The sequence below is a fragment of the Streptomyces sp. NPDC090106 genome, from assembly GCF_044747265.1.
Taxonomy (GTDB): Bacteria; Actinomycetota; Actinomycetes; order Streptomycetales; family Streptomycetaceae; genus Streptomyces.
In genome coordinates, this window is record NZ_JBIVDS010000013.1 from 270,636 (window position 1) to 285,755 (window position 15,120).

The window sequence follows — 15,120 nt, forward strand, 5'->3', positions numbered from 1 at the left end:
GGCCCGTGCGGACCAGGTGACCCCGAGAAGTCACCCGATCGAGTGAGGTGACCGTGTGGGCCCCCTCCGGGCGGGCAACGGCCTCAGCCGCGCAGCACGGCTCCCGTCCGCTCGCCCGCGAGGGCGACCGCCGTGTCCCTGGCCGCCGAGGCCTCGTCCACGGTCAGCGTCCGGTCCGCGGCACGGAACCGCAGGGCGTAGGCCAGGGACTTCTTGCCCTCGCCGAGCTGGCCGACGTTCTCGTACACGTCGAACAGCCGGATGTCCTCGAGGAGTTCACCGGCGCCCTCGCGCAGCGCGGCCTCCACGTCGGCGTGCGGCACGGAGTCGTCGACGACCAGGGCGACGTCCTGCGTGGCGACCGGGAACGTCGAGATGACGGGCGCCTGGGGACGGTCGTCGCCGACGGCCTCCAGCGCGTCCAGGTCCAGCTCCATCGCACAGGTGCGCGCGGGCAGACCGAACGCCTTGACGACCCGCGGGTGCAGCTCGCCGGCGTGGCCGACGACCTTCTCCGCGCCGTCCGCGACGACCACGAGCTCGGCGCACCGGCCCGGGTGCCACGGCCCGTACCGGCCGCCGCGCACGACGAGTTCGGCACCGGTCTCCCGGGCGACCGTGCGGGCCGCCTCGACGGCGTCGGCCCAGTCGGCCGGGCGGCCCTTGCCCCACCAGCCGGCCTGCTCACGGGCGCCCGCGAGCACGGCGGCGACATGCCGCGGCTGGTCGGGGAGCGCCGCGTTCAGCTCGGCGATCTCCTCGTCGGTGGGCCGGCGGTCCACCGGCAGGGAACCGGCGACACGCTGCTCCGCGCGCGGCCGGAAGACGAGGCCCGTCTCGAACAGGGCCAGGTCGTGGGTGCCGCGCCCCTGGTTGCGCCGCAGCGCGCCGAGCAGACCCGGCAGCAGCGACGTGCGCAGCGCGGGCTCCTCGTCGTTGAGCGGGTTGACCAGGGTGACGACACGGCGGGCCGGGTCGTCGGCCTCCAGGAGGAGCTGGTCGAAGACCTGCTCGCCGATGAAGGGGTAGTTCTGCGCCTCGACGTACCCGGCGCCGGCCAGCGCGCGGCCGACGCGGCGGTGCAGCCGCTGGTGCGCGGTCAGACCGCGGCCCGCCGGGGGCCGGGGCAGCGTGGAGGGCAGGTTCTCGTAGCCCTCCAGCCGGATGACCTCCTCGGCGAGGTCGTTGATCTCGGCGAGGTCGGGCCGCCAGGACGGGACGGTGACGATCAGCTCGTCCTGCCCGTACACGTCGCAGCCGACCTCCTGGAGGCGGCGCACGACGGTCTCGCGGCCGTACTCGACGCCCGCGACCTTGTCCGGGTGGTCGGCGGCGACGGTGACGGTGTGCGGCGCGGAGGGCGCGGAGATCTCGGTGACCCCGGCGTCGGCGGTGCCGCCCGCGAGGAGCACCAGCAGGTCGACGGTGCGCTGCGCGGCAGCGGCGGCGGCCTGCGGGTCGACCCCGCGCTCGAAGCGCCGGGACGCCTCGGAGGACAGCTTGTGGCGGCGGGCGGTGCGCGCGATCGACACCTGGTCGAAGTGCGCGGCCTCGATGACCACGTCGGTGGTCGCGGCCTCGGCGTCGCCGTGGTCGGCGATCTCCGTGTCGGCGCCGCCCATCACCCCGGCGAGGCCGATGGGGCCGCGGTCGTCGGTGATGACAAGGTCCTCGGCGTGCAGCGTGCGCTCGACGCCGTCGAGGGTGACGATCTTCTCGCCCTCGGCCGCGCGGCGCACCCCGACGGTGCCCTGGACCAGCGTGCGGTCGTAGGCGTGCAGGGGCTGGCCGAGCTCCATCATCACGTAGTTGGTGACGTCGACGGCGAGCGAGATCGGGCGCATGCCGACCTTCTGGAGCCGGCGCTGGAGCCAGATCGGCGAACGGGCCTCGGGGCTCAGCCCGTTGACGGTGCGGGCCGTGAACCGGTCGCAGCCGAGCGGGTCGGAGACCTGTACGGGGTAGCCGTAGGCGTTGGGGCCCGGGACGTCGATCAGGGCCGGGTCGCGCAGCGGCAGGCCGTAGGCGATGGCGGCCTCGCGGGCCACGCCGCGCAGGGACAGGCAGTCGCCGCGGTTGGCGGTGACGGCGATGTCCAGGACCTCGTCGACGAGTTCGAGGAGCTCGATGGCGTCCTTGCCGACCTCGGTCTCCGGGGGCAGCACGATGATGCCCTTGGTGCCGTCGTCGCCCATGCCCAGCTCGTCGCTGGAGCAGATCATGCCGTGGGACGTCCTGCCGTACGTCTTGCGGGCGGCGATCGCGAAGCCGCCGGGCAGTTCGGCGCCCGGGAGGACCACGACGACCTTGTCGCCGACGGCGAAGTTGCGGGCGCCGCAGACGATCTCCTGGGGCTCACCGGTGCCGTTGGCGGTGCCGACGTTCACCGTGCAGAAGCGGATCGGCTTCTTGAAGCCCTCCAGCTCCTCGATGGTGAGGACCTGACCGACGACGAGCGGGCCCTTGAGGCCGTCGCCGAGCTGCTCGACGGTCTCGACCTCCAGGCCGGAGGAAATGAGCTTGGCCTGCACATCGCGGCCGGTCTCGGTGGCCGGCAGGTCGACGTACTCCCGCAGCCAGGAAAGCGGGATCCGCATCAGATCTCCATCCCGAAGGGCCGGGTGAACCGGACGTCACCCTCGACCAGGTCTCGCATGTCAACGACGTTGTGGCGGAACATCATCATCCGCTCGATGCCGAACCCGAAGGCGAACCCGCTGTACTTCGCGGGGTCCACACCGCAGGCGGCCAGCACCTTGGGGTTGACCATCCCGCAGCCGCCGAGCTCGATCCAGCCCTCGGAGGAGCAGGTGCGGCAGGGCCGGTCGGGGTTGCCGACGGACTCGCCGCGGCAGACGTAGCACACCATGTCCATCTCGGCGGACGGCTCGGTGAAGGGGAAGAAGTTGGGCCGCAGCCGGGTCTTCATGTCCTGGCCGAACAAGGACTGGACCATGTGGTCGAGGGTGCCCTTGAGGTCGGACATGGTCAGGCCCTCGTCGATGGCGAGCAGCTCGACCTGGCGGAAGACCGGGGTGTGCGTGGCGTCCAGCTCGTCGGTGCGGTACACGACACCGGGGCAGATCACGTACACCGGCAGCTCGCGCTCCAGCAGGGAGCGGATCTGCACGGGCGAGGTGTGGGTGCGCAGCACGACGCCGGAGTCGGCGGTGCCGTCGGGGCCCCGCACGAAGAAGGTGTCGGCCTCGCCGCGGGCGGGGTGGTCCGGGCCGATGTTGAGGGCGTCGAAGTTGAACCACTCGGCCTCGGCCTGCGGGCCCTCGGCGACCTCGTAGCCCATGGCCACGAAGACGTCCTCGATACGCTCCGACAGGGTCGTCAGCGGGTGGCGGGCGCCGGCCGGTACGCGGTCGTGGGGCAGCGTGACGTCGACGGACTCCTCGACGAGGACCCGTGCGTCGCGCTCGGCCTCCAGCTCCGCCTGCCGGCCCGCGAGGGCCTTGTTGACGGCGCCGCGGGCCTGGCCCACGAGCTTTCCGGCGGCGGCCTTGGCCTGCGGGGGCAGGGCGCCGATCTCGCGGTTGGCGAGCGCCAGGGGGGAGGTGCCGCCGGTGTGGGCGACCTTGGCCTCCTGGAGCGCGTCGAGGGAGTCCGCGGCGGCGAAGGCGGCGAGCGCCTCGTCCCGCAGGCGCTCGATCTCTTCCGGTTTCAACGCCTCGACCTCGACAGGGTCGTACGACTTATTCGGTGCCGACATCTCTTCCCGTGCTTCCGATTGGCTGGCTGAAGATCCCCTGGACCGGCGCTGTGGGCCATGTGCAGGACACAAAGGTGCCAAAGGCCGAGTCTAACGGGGTGGGGACAGGCGAATGCGCCCGTGGGCGGCTCTCCGGCTCTCAGGTGAGGTAGGCCGGGGCGCTCACGGGCAACGTAAATCGGAACTCGGCGCCGCCGCCCGGGGCGCGGCCGACCGTGATGACGCCTCCGTGGGCCTCGACGATGCCCTTGACGATGTACAGCCCGAGTCCCGTGCCACCGCGTTTGCTGCCCCGCCAGAAGCGGGTGAACACGCGGTTCATGGATTCCTCCGGGATGCCGGGCCCTTCGTCGCTCACGGTGACCGATGTGCCGCGTTCCTCCCCTTCCCGGGGCGACGCGGCGGGCGTGACGTCAATGGTGACGGTTCCCTCTCCGTGGCGCACGGCATTTTCCAGCAGGTTGCTGAGCACCTGGTCGATCTTGTCGGGGTCGGCCCACAGGTCGGGCAGGGGCTGCTCGACCCGGAGCAGGAACCGGTCGGCGGTCTGTCCGGCGGCGACGTAGGCCTGGATGTGGCGGCCGACGGCGGCGCCCATGTCGACGGGCTGGCGGCGCACCTCCAGACGGCCGGAGTCGATCCGGGAGATGTCGAGGAGTTCGGCGATGAGCCGGGTGACCCGGTCGGCGTCGGCGTCGACGGTCTCCAGCATGAGCCGCTTCTGGTCGTCGGTGAACCGTTCCCACTTGGCCAGCAGGGTGGCGGTGAAGCCCTTGACGGAGGTGAGCGGGGAGCGCAGCTCGTGGGCGACGGTGGCGATCAGCTCGGCGTGGCTGCGCTCGGTGCGGCGCCGGGCCTCGGTGTCGCGCAGACAGACGACGACCCGCTGGACCGGCCCGGTGGGCCGTTCGCGCACGTACTGGGCGGTGACGAGGACCTCGCGTCCGCCGGGCAGCAGCAGATTGCGTTCGGGCTGGCCGCGCCGGATGGCGAGCCCGCCGTAGGGGTCGGTGCACTGCCACCAGCGGCGCCCCTCCAGATCCTCCAGCGGGAGCGCCTTGTCGAGGCGCCGACCGAGGGCGTCGGCGGCGGGAACGGCGGTGATGCGTTCGGCGGCGGCGTTGAAGCAGACGACCTTGCCGTGCTCGTCGGCGACGACGAGTCCGTCGGGCAGCACGTCGGGGTCGAACCCGGCGAGTTCACCGGGACCGGTCGCGGCCCCCTGGCGCGCGCCCCGGTCCCCCGGTGCGCCGCTCGTGCCGACACTCATCCCCGTACCCCACCTCTCACGACGGCTGAGGGGCCCCCGAGCTGGTCACCCTACTAGCTGTGGGTGACGGAGCGGCACCCTCCGGAGGCGCGCTGTGCCCGGGCCGACGCGTAGAGACATACGGCGGCGGCGGTCGCGAGGTTCAGGCTCTCGGCCTTCCCGTGGATCGGAACCCTGACGACGGCGTCGGCGAGCGCCCGGGTCTCCTCGGGCAGTCCCCACGCCTCGTTGCCGAAGACCCAGGCGGTGGGCCCGCCCATGGTGCCCTTGTCCAGCTCGTCGTCGAGGTCGTCGGTGCCGGCGCCGTCGGCGGCGAGGATGCGCACGCCGACGTCCTTGAGCCCCTGGACGGCCTGCTCGACGGGGACTCCGACGGCGACGGGGAGATGGAACAGGGAGCCCACGGAGGCCCGGACGGCCTTGGGGTTGTAGAGGTCGACGGACGCGTCGGTCAGGACGACGGCGTCGGCGCCGGCGGCGTCCGCGCAGCGCAGCACGGTTCCGGCGTTCCCGGGGTCGCGGACGTGCGCGAGGACGGCGACGAGCCGGGGGCGGGCGGCGAGGATCTCCTCGAAGGGCGTGTCCAGGAAGCCGCAGATCCCGACGAGCCCCTGCGGGGTGACGGTGGTGGAGATGTCGGCGATGACGTCCTCGGAGGCGAGGTGCACCCGGGCGCCGACGGCGCGGGCCTCGCCGAGGATGTCGGCGTAGCGCTCGGCGGCCTCGACGGTGGTGAACAGTTCGACCAGTCCGTGTCCGGCGGCCTCCCGCACGGCCTGGGGCCCCTCGGCCAGGAACAGCCGCTCCTTGCTCCGGACGTTCCGCCGGGCCAGTCGCCGGGCGGCGGCGACGCGGGGGGAACGGGGGGAGATCAGCTCGGGGGTGGCGGGGGACATGGCGCTGGACTCACTTTCGGTATCTACGCGACAGGACCCGCAGGCCCGATGGCCTGCGGGTCCCTCATGTCACGTCGGCGCTGGGCCTGGGGCGACGTCAGGCAGCCTTGGGGGCGTTGACGTCGTCCGGCAGGGCCTTCTGGGCGACCTCGACCAGCGCGGCGAACGCGGTGGCGTCGTTGACGGCCAGCTCGGCCAGGATCTTGCGGTCGACCTCGACGTTCGCGGCCTTCAGACCCTGGATGAAGCGGTTGTACGTGATGCCGTTGGCGCGGGCAGCGGCGTTGATGCGCTGGATCCACAGCTGGCGGAAGTCACCCTTGCGCTTCTTGCGGTCGTTGTAGTTGTAGACCAGCGAGTGGGTGACCTGCTCCTTGGCCTTGCGGTACAGGCGCGAACGCTGACCGCGGTAGCCGGAGGCGGCTTCGAGGATCGCCCGGCGCTTCTTGTGGGCGTTGACTGCCCGCTTGACGCGTGCCACTTGTTAACTCCTTGTAGCGGGGCTGCGGTTGGACTCACACAGCCCGGTGTCGAATAGGTCCCGGTCCAGACGTACGGCACTCGGTCGGAGTGCCGGGTACGTCACTTGCCGAGAAGCTTCTTGATCTTCGCGGCGTCGCCCGGGGCCATCTCGGCGTTGCCGGTGAGGCGACGCGTCACGCGGGACGACTTGTGCTCGAGCAGGTGGCGCTTGCCGGCGCGCTCGCGGAGCACCTTGCCGGAGCCGGTGATCTTGAAGCGCTTGCTGGCACCGCTGTGCGACTTGTTCTTCGGCATAGCGCCGTTCTCTCCTCTGGGTGGCGTTCCGGTGCCCGGTCGTGAAACCGGGCACGGTGGAACGTCGCTCTCGTATGGGTTACGTCCTGGGGACTCGCGCCCCCGGGAATCACGCCTCGGCAGGTTCCTCGGCGGGCGCCGCGGCCTGCGCGTCGTCCACTGCCTGCACGTCGTCCTCGCCCTCGGCGTCCGCCGCGTTCTGCGACTTGCCGGGGTTGGCCTTCGCGTCGGCCTTGCGGGCCTCCTGCGCCTGGCGAGCCTCGGCCATGGCCTCGGTCTTCTTCTTGTGCGGACCGAGAACCATGATCATGTTCCGGCCGTCCTGCTTCGGGTTCGATTCGACGAAACCGAGGTCCTGGACGTCCTCCGCGAGACGCTGCAGCAGTCGGTAGCCGAGTTCCGGCCGGGACTGCTCGCGACCACGGAACATGATCGTGATCTTGACCTTGTCGCCCTGCTTGAGGAACCGGACGACGTGACCCTTCTTGGTGTCATAGTCGTGCGGGTCGATCTTCGGCCGGAGCTTCATCTCCTTGATGACCGTGTGCGCCTGGTTCTTGCGCGCCTCACGGGCCTTCATGGCCGACTCGTACTTGAACTTCCCGTAGTCCATGAGCTTGCACACGGGCGGACGGGCGGTCGCCGCGACCTCGACCAGGTCCAGGTCGTACTCCTGCGCAAGCTCCAGTGCCTTGGCCAGCGGGACGATGCCCACCTGCTCGCCACTGGGACCGACAAGTCGCACCTCGGGAACGCGAATCCGGTCGTTGATGCGGGGCTCGGCGCTGATGGATCCTCCTCGGTTAGCACCACACAGCCGTCTGGCGGACGGCCGCGTTTGTCTCTTTTCGACAGACCTAACCGCGCCGAAGCACAAAAAATGCCCCGGACGATCACAGACGGGGCTCCAAAACACAACCGGAGCACCGCCGCGATGATCACGGGGCGCACATTCGGACGGCTCCATCGTCCGTACGGAACGATGGTGGCCGCCTGACCGGGGTGACCCGCCATCCCGGGGGACGGTCGGGTGGGAGATCGGAGCCTCCACTTGTGGGCCGGGCACGTGAGTGTCCAGCCGGTCGTCCAACAGGTTAGCAGGATCGCTTGACAAGGACCAATTGGAGGAACGTCATCACGGACCGCCTATCGTGTGGGCCATGAGTGACACCCCTCCTGAGTCCCCCGCCGGCTTCGACGAGATGACCCGCGACATCGCCGAGGTCCCCGCCGTCGAGGTGATCGTGACGGTCGCCGTGAACCTGATGAGCGCCGCCGCCGTGAAGCTCGGGCTCACCGAGGAGGGCGACAAGTACAAGGACCTGGACGAGGCCCGCAAGCTGATCCACGCCCTCGCCGGTCTGCTCGACGGCAGCGCGACCGAGATCAGCTCCTTCCACGCGGCCCCGCTGCGCGACGGTCTGAAGTCCCTCCAGCTCGCCTTCCGCGAGGCCTCCCTCGTCCCGGACGAGCCGGGCCAGGGCCCGGGCGAGAAGTACACCGGCCCGATCTACGGCTAGGTCCAGGACCTAGTCACCGTTCCCCCGTACGTACAAGGGCTCGCCCGGCGGCGTGGTCCCGGTCGGCAGCAGTGCCAGATCGAGGCCGCGCACCAGGCGGGCCCTCAGTGTCTCGTCGGCGGCCAGCCGGCGCGCGACGTCCTGCGCGGCCCGGGCCGGTTCGGCCGCCGGGTCCAGGACGAGGGCCAGGGTGCCGTCGGCCCGGCCGGGCCCCAGGTGGGCGCGGACCACGGCGGGCTCGGCGGCGACCGCGGCGCGCACCGCCTCCCGCACGGCGGGATCGGCCAGCGGATCGGCCGTCGTGCGCCCCTCCGCCAGGGCGAGCAGCGCCGGCCCCGTCAGTTCGAAGGGCACCGGCCCCGACAGATCAAGGACGACCGTGTCCGCCTTCTCGTGCGCGGCGGCCTGGAGCGCCTGGTGCAGCGGTACGGCGACGGGGCGGGCCTGCGGGTCCCAGCGGGCCAGGGAGTCGGTGGAGGTGAAGGCCGGCAGCGCGGTGCGGGCCCCGGCCTTCAGGGTGGGGACGGCCATGTCGCTGGTCTTCTCGCGGCGCAGCCCGTTCTCGTCCTCCTCGACCTCGCCGAGGACGGCCACCACGGGGACGAGCAGCCGGGCGCCCTTGAGGGCCTCCAGGACGGGTCCCACGGCGGCCCGGTCCTCGGCCCAGGCGGCGAGCGCGGCGCTCAGCCGGGGGTCGGCGGAGCCGTCGTCGTCGGAGAAGCCGGGGTCGGGAATGTTCTTGTTCGCCACGGTCACCGACCCTATCGGGGGGATGCTGCTGGGCTTGTGCGGGCCCGGTAACCGGGGCGTGACGCCCTCACGGGAATCTCAGATTTCCCTGACACACATCTAACGTCGGTCTAACGGTGCGCACAGTCGGCGCCCGGACCATCGCGGACATGGAGTCCCGAAGAGCCCGCCGCAGCCGCCGCGCCCGCCCGTCCGGGCGGCGCCCCCTCGTGTACACCGCGCTCGCCACCGTCGTGATCGTCGGCGGCACGGCGGCCGGGACCGTGTACGTGAAGGCCCAGGCCCACGACGGGTCCGCCACCGTATCGTCGTCCTCCTCGCCCGCCGTCGTGGCGGCCCAGGGGAAGGCATCGGTGGAGCCCGTGACGCAGCCGGCGGTGGACCACGACGAGCTGCTCGCCACGGCCATGGACACGGTGACCGTGCCGGACGGGGCGGAGGTGTCGGTGGCCGTGCTCGACCTGGACTCCGGGGACAGCGCCACGTACGGGGACGCCGCGTTCGACACGGCGAGCATCGTCAAGGTCGACATCCTCGCCACACTGCTGCTCCAGGCGCAGGACGAGGACCGGCATCTGACGACGGCGGAGAAGGCGTACGCCACCGCGATGATCGAGAACAGCGACAACACCTCGGCGTCCGCGCTGTGGCGGATCATCGGCAAGGCGGAGGGGCTGGACGCGGCCAACGAGCGGTTCGGGCTGACCGGCACCGAGGGCGGCGACGACATGCTCTGGGGGCTCACCCAGACCACGGCCGCCGACCAGCTCACGCTGCTCCAGCAGGTGTTCGGCGACGACTCGCAGCTGAGCGAGGCCTCCCAGGAGTACCTCCAGGGGCTGATGGGCGAGATAGCCGCCGACCAGCACTGGGGGGTCTCCGCCGCGGCGGACGGCTCCGGGTGGGCGCTGAAGAACGGCTGGCTGCCCCGCTCCGCGACCTCCCTGTGGGACATCAACAGCATCGGCCGCGTGACCGCCTCGGACGGCAAGGACTACCTCGTCGTCGCCCTGTCGGACGGCAACGCGACGAAGGAGAAGGGCATCTCCCTGGTGGAGTCGGCGGCGCGGGCGGCGGTGTCGGTGTTCACGGGTGAGAGCACCTCGGCCTCCCCCTCGGCGACCGCCACTCCCACCGCGTCCTGAGCGGTGGCCCGCTAGACCTCGTCGTACGAGCGTTCGCGGCGGCCCCGCCAGATCGTCACCGCGACGACCAGGAGGACGGCACCCGCGCTGCCCGCGAGAGGGGCGGCCCAGCCGGAGGTGCCGTCGGACTCCTCGGCGGCGTCGGGACCGGAACCGAAGTACTCGTCCCCGTAGGAGGCGGCCTTCAGGCCCTCCGGCTCGAGACGGGCGGCGGCCTTGATCGCGGCGGCGGGGTCGATGAAGCCGTAGCCGCGGGAGTCGTCCCGGCCGCCGACCGGCGAGTTGCGGGCGGTGTCCTCCAGGAGCTTCTTGATCTGCGCCGGGGTCAGACCGGGGTGCGCGGCCTTGACGAGGGCCACCGCGCCGGAGACGAAGGCCGAGGCGGCGCTGGTTCCCCAGCCCTCGTAGTACTTCTGGTCGGGGTCGGCGATGACGACGTCGACGCCGGGGGCGCTGACCGTGGCGTACCAGCGGCGGGTGGAGAAGGAGGCGCGGGTGCCGTACTTGTCGACGGCGGTCGCGGCGATCACCCCGGGGTAGGCGGCCGGGTAGGAGATGTGGTCGCCCTTGTCGCCGCCGTTGCCGGCCGAGGCGACGACGACGGCGCCCTTCTTCAGGGCGTACTGGACGGCCTCGTCCTCGGCGGGTTCGGGGTGGGCGGACTTGGAGTCGTCGCCCAGGGAGAGGTTGATGACGTCGGCGCCGTGGTCGGCGGCCCAGCGGATGCCCTCGGCGAGCGCGTTGCCCCGGGTGCTGCGGGCCTTGCCGCGGGCGGTGTCGCCGTCCTCCAGGATCACGCGGACGGGCAGGATCTTCGCCTCCGGGGCGATGCCCAGGACGCCGTCGCCGTCTCCCACGCCGTGTCCGTGACCGGCGATGATGCCGGCCATCGCGGTTCCGTGGCGGGCCCAGGAGCGGTCGCCGCGGCCGGCGCCGAAGCCGACCATGTCCTTGCCCTCCAGGACGTTGCCGGCGAGGTCGGGATGCTGGTCGTCGACGCCGGTGTCGAGGACGGCGACCGTGATGCCCTTGCCCTTGGTGGTCTGCCAGGCCTCCTGCGTGTGCATGGCTTCCAGGGCCCACTGCTGGGCGCGTATGCCGTCGGCGTACGCGGTGCCGGACGGCACGAGGGCGAGGGCCGCGGCGAGCAGGACACCGAGGGCCGCGGTGCGCGCGGTGCGGGGTGCGGTCACGAGGGCGACTCCGTGGCCGTGCTGACGGTCCGGCGCAGGCCGCGCTCGACGCGGTCCGCGAGCCCCTGCGCCTCGTGGCCGAGCCCGGCCTGGGCGACGGCGGTGGTGGAGCCCGCCTGCATGGCCTTGACCGCGGGCTCCGGGTCGTCGACGGCACGGCCGTCGGCCCAGCCGGAGACGGCGTAGACGACGACGGGGGCGTCGGTGAGGACGGAGACCGTCCAGGAGGCCCGCTGATCGGCGCCGAAGCGGGCGGCGACGGTGTCCTTCGCCGCGTAGGGGCGGGGCATGAGGTCGGCCCGGGCGCCCAGGCCGTCCTGGTCGAACCGGTTGTCCAGGGCGCTCATGGCGCTCGCGTCGGCCTTGGTGAACAGCAGGCCCACCGTGGTGACGTAGCTCTCGGTGGCGTCGGTGTAGGTGGCGCGCAGCAGCCGTCGGCAGCCGACCGGCGCGAGGGCCTTGCGCAGCAGCGGGTCGAAGGCGTCCGCGCAGCCGCTGTCGGAGGCGACCGCGATCCGGGTCCAGGTCCGGTCGGCGCCGCCGGGTCCGGCGCCCTGGCCCTGCACGGTGGCCGGGAAGAGCTGGTCGACGGGGACGCTGTGCCACATGTCCTCGGCGGCGGCGAACGTGGTGTCGGTACCGGCCGCGGCGGGGTCGCCGATCAGCCAACTCCCGGTCACGGCACCGCCGATGAGGCCGAGCCCGAGGACGAGACACGCGGCGACGGAGACGACCTTGCCCCGCCCCAGCCCGCCCAGGGGCCGGGGCCGCGCCTGCTGCCCCTCGTACCCCTCGGGCTGCCCGAAGGAGACGACGGGACGCGCGCCGGGCACCGGCACGGGGGCGCTCCAGGACAGCGCGGGGTCGGGTCCGGCGGCACGGACGTCGTGGTTCCCGGGCACACCGGTCATGCCGGGCGCGGAGGTGAAAGGGGTCCAGGTACCGGTGGAAGCACCGGACGGCTCCGCGACGGTCTCGGGCTCGGCCTTGACCGGGCGCAGCCGGAACGTGGTCTCGGCAGCACTCTCGGGAGGCCCGACGGGACGCCGGGGCGGCGGGGTCCTGGTGGCACCGGGGGCGCCTTCGCCGGAGGCGGGCGGGAACGGACGCGCCGGAGGCGGAGTCCTCGTGGCACCGGGGGCGGCGGCGCGCTCGCCGGGCGCGGACGGACGGCCCGGAGGCGGGGTCCTGGGGGCGGCGGGCGGCGGGCCGAGCCGGTAGCCCGGCGACGGGGTCCTCGCCGCATCGGGGGCAGCGGATCGCTCGCCCGGACCGGAGGCGGGAGCGGAAGAGCGGGGCGGCGGCGGGGTCCTCGTGGCACCGGGAACGGAAGGGCCTTCGCCGGAGGAGGCCGACGTGAACGGACGAGCCGGAGACGGAGTCCTCGCGGCACCCGGAGCGGAGGGGCGTTCGCCGGGGGCGGGCGGGTCCTGCGGTGGGGTGTCCGGGAAGCGGGTCGAAGGGCTCGGCGGGGGTGGGGTCCGTTCCGGGCGCTCGGGGCTCCGCGGTGGCGTGGGGGGTTTCGGGGGCGCCGGGGTCTCCGCCGGAGGCTCCTCGTCCGTGGGGGCGGGCGGCTGTGCGGGGCGCGGGGGGACGGCGGGGTGAGGTGGGACGGAGGCGTGCCGCGCTTCGGTGCTCATGCGCCCCCCGTTCCGCTCGTGCCGGGCCCTGTCGTCGCACGGGTGCCCCGGTGTCCGTCCCCGGGCAGGCATACCCGGGACGGCGGGCCGGCATCCCCTGGCGCGGGCCCGGGCCGTCCTCCGTACGTCCGCGTCACTCTACGGGTTGCCACCGGTCCGGAGGGAACCAGTCCACGAGCGCGGGGCATCTGCCCGGAACATCCCCCTACCCTGGGGTATTCCTGTCTGGCAGGCTTCGTTCATGACTGTGCGCGCCGCCGACCGGGCCCGTTACGACCGGGCCACCGCCCACCTCGACGCCCCCCTCGCGATCGTGGATCTGGACGCCTTCGACGCCAACGCGGACGACCTCGTCCGCCGGGCCGGGGGCAAGCCGATCCGTCTCGCCAGCAAGTCCGTGCGGTGCCGGGCACTGCTCGAACGGGTCCTGGCCAGGGAGGGGTTCGCCGGGCTCATGTCCTTCACCCTGGCCGAGTCCCTGTGGCTGGCACGTTCCGGTTTCGACGACGTGCTCCTCGCCTATCCGTCCGTGGACGCTTCCGGGTACGCGGAGCTGACCGCCGATCCCAAGCTCGCCGCCGCGGTGTCGGTGATGGTCGACGACGTCGCCCAGCTCGATCTCATCGACCGCGCCCGGGACGGCGGGAGCGAAGTCGTGCGGGTCTGCCTGGAGTTGGACACCTCGCTGCGGCTGCTCGGCGGCCGGGTGCGCGTCGGGGCGCGGCGTTCCCCCCTGCACTCCCCCGCCCAACTCGCCGACCTGGCACGGGAGGTGACCCGGCGGCCCGGCTTCAAGGTGGTCGGGATCATGGGGTACGAGGGCCATGTCGCCGGAGTCGGGGACTCGGTGGCGGGGCGGCCGTTGCGGTCGCGCGCGGTGCGCCTGATGCAGGCGAAGGCCCGGCGGGAGCTCGCCGAGCGGCGCGCGGAGGCCGTGCGGGCCGTGCGGGCGGTCGTGCCGGACCTGGAGTTCGTGAACGGCGGCGGCACCGGCAGTGTGCAGTTCACCGCGGCGGAGGACGCCGTGACGGAGATCGGGGCGGGGTCGGGGCTGTACGTGCCGCGTCTGTTCGACAACTACACGTCGTTCAGCGGGCGTCCGGCGGCGCTCTTCGCGATGCCCGTCGTGCGGCGCCCCGGGGTCGGGGTGGTGACCGTCCTCGGCGGCGGCTACCCGGCCTCCGGTGTCGCGGGGACCGACCGGCTGCCCGTGCCGTATCTGCCCGAGGGGCTCAGGTACGACCCGCAGGAGGGGCCGGGCGAGGTGCAGACGCCGCTGCTGGGGGCTCCGGCGGACGATCTGCTGCTCGGCGACAAGGTGTGGTTCCGGCACGCGAAGGCGGGTGAGCTGTGCGAGCGGTTCGACGCGCTGCACCTGATCGAGGGCGACGCGGTCACGGCGACCGTCCCGACGTATCGCGGGGAAGGCCACACCTTCCTGTAGCGCGGTCGGTCGGCGCGCGGTCAGTCCGAGGGGCCGATGCTGCTGCCGACTCCCCCGCCGCCGATGCCGTCGGTGGACCGGATGCCCCGGGTGATCCGGTCCATGTCGGCGAGGGGCGGCCCGTCCTGTCCGGCGTCGAAGACGTAGCGCACGACGACCGGTGACTGGGTGCCGACGCTGGAGGGGAAGGCGAGGGACTGGACGTACCCGCCGGGCCCCTTCGCCGTCGTGACCCGCCAGCGGACGAAGTACCCGGCGCGGCCCGCGACCGCCACCGGGCCGGACTTCACGACCCGGTGGGACGCGATGCCGCCGAAGGGCTTCCGGTCGAGGAGGTCGGTGTCGTAGGCGGCGTCGGCGGCGTCCGCGATGTCGTTCTCGGCGAGGGTCCTGGGGTCGGTCTCGTCGTTCTCGGTGACCGTGCGGGAGAAGACGAGGCCGTGGCGGCAGACGCCTGAGTCGCCGGGGCAGTCGTAGGTGCCCTCGGTGCTCATGAGGACGTCGTCCTCGGCGATGTACTTGGGCCGTTCCCAGCCGTCCAGGAGGGGCACGGTGATGCCGTTGAGCTGGTCGACGACGACGTCCGGGTCGTCGCCCGCGGGTGTGCCGGCGGGGGTCGGGCCGCTCGGGGCGGGGGTGGGGGTGACGCTCTCGGTGACGGTCGTGGCGCCGGGGGGCCCCCCCGCCAGCCCGGGGCCCACCGGGCCCGGGTGAGACGGGGCGGCGACGGGGCGGCCCCGGGGGGGGGGGGGGGGAGCCCCCGCACG

Annotated in this window: 13 protein-coding genes and 1 pseudogene; 3 read left to right on the plus strand and 11 right to left on the minus strand. The window is 72.9% G+C overall.

All coding sequences use genetic code 11. The features are described 5' to 3' along the window. Window positions 1–83: 83 nt before the first annotated feature. From pheT to infC, 7 genes and pseudogenes are all read right to left on the minus strand, one after another. Window positions 84–2,597: a phenylalanine--tRNA ligase subunit beta gene (gene pheT / locus ACIPSE_RS35710; RefSeq protein WP_401671130.1), complete on the minus strand. Its 2,514-nt coding sequence runs from the start codon at window positions 2,595–2,597 to the stop codon at window positions 84–86. Continuing rightward, complete coding sequence (gene pheS / locus ACIPSE_RS35715) at window positions 2,597–3,718, minus strand: phenylalanine--tRNA ligase subunit alpha (protein WP_401671132.1); 1,122 nt, start codon at window positions 3,716–3,718, stop codon at window positions 2,597–2,599. The genes pheT and pheS overlap by 1 nt, the downstream gene beginning before the upstream one ends. A 139-nt stretch (window positions 3,719–3,857) precedes the next feature. After that, on the minus strand, window positions 3,858–4,988 hold the full coding sequence (locus tag ACIPSE_RS35720; RefSeq protein WP_401671135.1) for an ATP-binding protein: 1,131 nt from the start codon (window positions 4,986–4,988) through the stop codon (window positions 3,858–3,860). A gap of 53 nt (window positions 4,989–5,041) precedes the next feature. After that, window positions 5,042–5,884: a TrmH family RNA methyltransferase gene (locus ACIPSE_RS35725; RefSeq protein ID WP_401671138.1), complete on the minus strand. Its 843-nt coding sequence runs from the start codon at window positions 5,882–5,884 to the stop codon at window positions 5,042–5,044. Between the two features lie 97 nt (window positions 5,885–5,981). Beyond that, window positions 5,982–6,365: a 50S ribosomal protein L20 gene (gene rplT / locus ACIPSE_RS35730; RefSeq protein ID WP_401671140.1), complete on the minus strand. Its 384-nt coding sequence runs from the start codon at window positions 6,363–6,365 to the stop codon at window positions 5,982–5,984. A 101-nt stretch (window positions 6,366–6,466) separates the two neighbouring features. Next, complete coding sequence (gene rpmI, locus ACIPSE_RS35735) at window positions 6,467–6,661, minus strand: 50S ribosomal protein L35 (RefSeq protein ID WP_003977225.1); 195 nt, start codon at window positions 6,659–6,661, stop codon at window positions 6,467–6,469. Between the two features lie 109 nt (window positions 6,662–6,770). Then, window positions 6,771–7,476: pseudogene (gene infC, locus ACIPSE_RS35740) on the minus strand (translation initiation factor IF-3). A 345-nt stretch (window positions 7,477–7,821) separates the two neighbouring features. Here infC and ACIPSE_RS35745 point away from each other — a divergent pair. Continuing rightward, entirely contained in the window at window positions 7,822–8,181 is a 360-nt protein-coding gene (locus tag ACIPSE_RS35745; protein ID WP_401671142.1) for a DUF1844 domain-containing protein, read from the plus strand. Window positions 8,182–8,190: 9 nt separating this feature from the next. Here the strand turns inward: ACIPSE_RS35745 and ACIPSE_RS35750 are convergent, their stop codons facing one another. Continuing rightward, window positions 8,191–8,931, minus strand: coding sequence for an SseB family protein (locus ACIPSE_RS35750; protein ID WP_401671144.1), 741 nt, complete (start codon window positions 8,929–8,931; stop codon window positions 8,191–8,193). 149 nt (window positions 8,932–9,080) lie between these two features. Between ACIPSE_RS35750 and ACIPSE_RS35755 the strand changes: the two genes are divergently transcribed. Then, window positions 9,081–10,076 carry a serine hydrolase gene (locus ACIPSE_RS35755; protein ID WP_401671147.1) on the plus strand — a complete coding sequence of 332 codons (996 nt, stop codon included), beginning with the start codon at window positions 9,081–9,083 and terminating at the stop codon, window positions 10,074–10,076. 11 nt (window positions 10,077–10,087) lie between these two features. Here the strand turns inward: ACIPSE_RS35755 and mycP are convergent, their stop codons facing one another. Beyond that, the gene (gene mycP / locus ACIPSE_RS35760; RefSeq protein ID WP_401671150.1) at window positions 10,088–11,269 is read right to left on the minus strand and encodes a type VII secretion-associated serine protease mycosin; all 1,182 of its coding nucleotides are present in this window, start codon (window positions 11,267–11,269) and stop codon (window positions 10,088–10,090) included. Continuing rightward, a complete protein-coding gene (locus ACIPSE_RS35765) occupies window positions 11,266–12,180 on the minus strand; it encodes a hypothetical protein (protein ID WP_401671152.1) in 915 nt (304 codons plus the stop codon). The genes mycP and ACIPSE_RS35765 overlap by 4 nt, the downstream gene beginning before the upstream one ends. Window positions 12,181–13,150: 970 nt before the next feature. On the opposite strand from ACIPSE_RS35765, the gene ACIPSE_RS35770 reads away from it, so the two are divergent. Beyond that, window positions 13,151–14,353 carry an amino acid deaminase/aldolase gene (locus tag ACIPSE_RS35770; RefSeq protein WP_401671155.1) on the plus strand — a complete coding sequence of 401 codons (1,203 nt, stop codon included), beginning with the start codon at window positions 13,151–13,153 and terminating at the stop codon, window positions 14,351–14,353. A gap of 20 nt (window positions 14,354–14,373) precedes the next feature. Here ACIPSE_RS35770 and ACIPSE_RS35775 read toward each other — a convergent pair whose 3' ends face one another. Beyond that, complete coding sequence (locus ACIPSE_RS35775; protein ID WP_401671158.1) at window positions 14,374–15,054, minus strand: DUF2510 domain-containing protein; 681 nt, start codon at window positions 15,052–15,054, stop codon at window positions 14,374–14,376. Between the last annotated feature and the right edge of the window lie 66 nt (window positions 15,055–15,120).

Coding starts and splice junctions, on each gene's coding strand:
- pheT (WP_401671130.1), bottom strand. CDS start 2,597: ATGCGGATCCCGCTTTCCTGGCTGCGGGAGTACGTCGACCTGCCGGCC.
- pheS (WP_401671132.1), bottom strand. CDS start 3,718: ATGTCGGCACCGAATAAGTCGTACGACCCTGTCGAGGTCGAGGCGTTG.
- ACIPSE_RS35720 (WP_401671135.1), bottom strand. CDS start 4,988: ATGAGTGTCGGCACGAGCGGCGCACCGGGGGACCGGGGCGCGCGCCAG.
- ACIPSE_RS35725 (WP_401671138.1), bottom strand. CDS start 5,884: ATGTCCCCCGCCACCCCCGAGCTGATCTCCCCCCGTTCCCCCCGCGTC.
- rpmI (WP_003977225.1), bottom strand. CDS start 6,661: ATGCCGAAGAACAAGTCGCACAGCGGTGCCAGCAAGCGCTTCAAGATC.
- ACIPSE_RS35745 (WP_401671142.1), top strand. CDS start 7,822: ATGAGTGACACCCCTCCTGAGTCCCCCGCCGGCTTCGACGAGATGACC.
- ACIPSE_RS35755 (WP_401671147.1), top strand. CDS start 9,081: ATGGAGTCCCGAAGAGCCCGCCGCAGCCGCCGCGCCCGCCCGTCCGGG.
- ACIPSE_RS35765 (WP_401671152.1), bottom strand. CDS start 12,180: ATGACCGGTGTGCCCGGGAACCACGACGTCCGTGCCGCCGGACCCGAC.
- ACIPSE_RS35770 (WP_401671155.1), top strand. CDS start 13,151: ATGACTGTGCGCGCCGCCGACCGGGCCCGTTACGACCGGGCCACCGCC.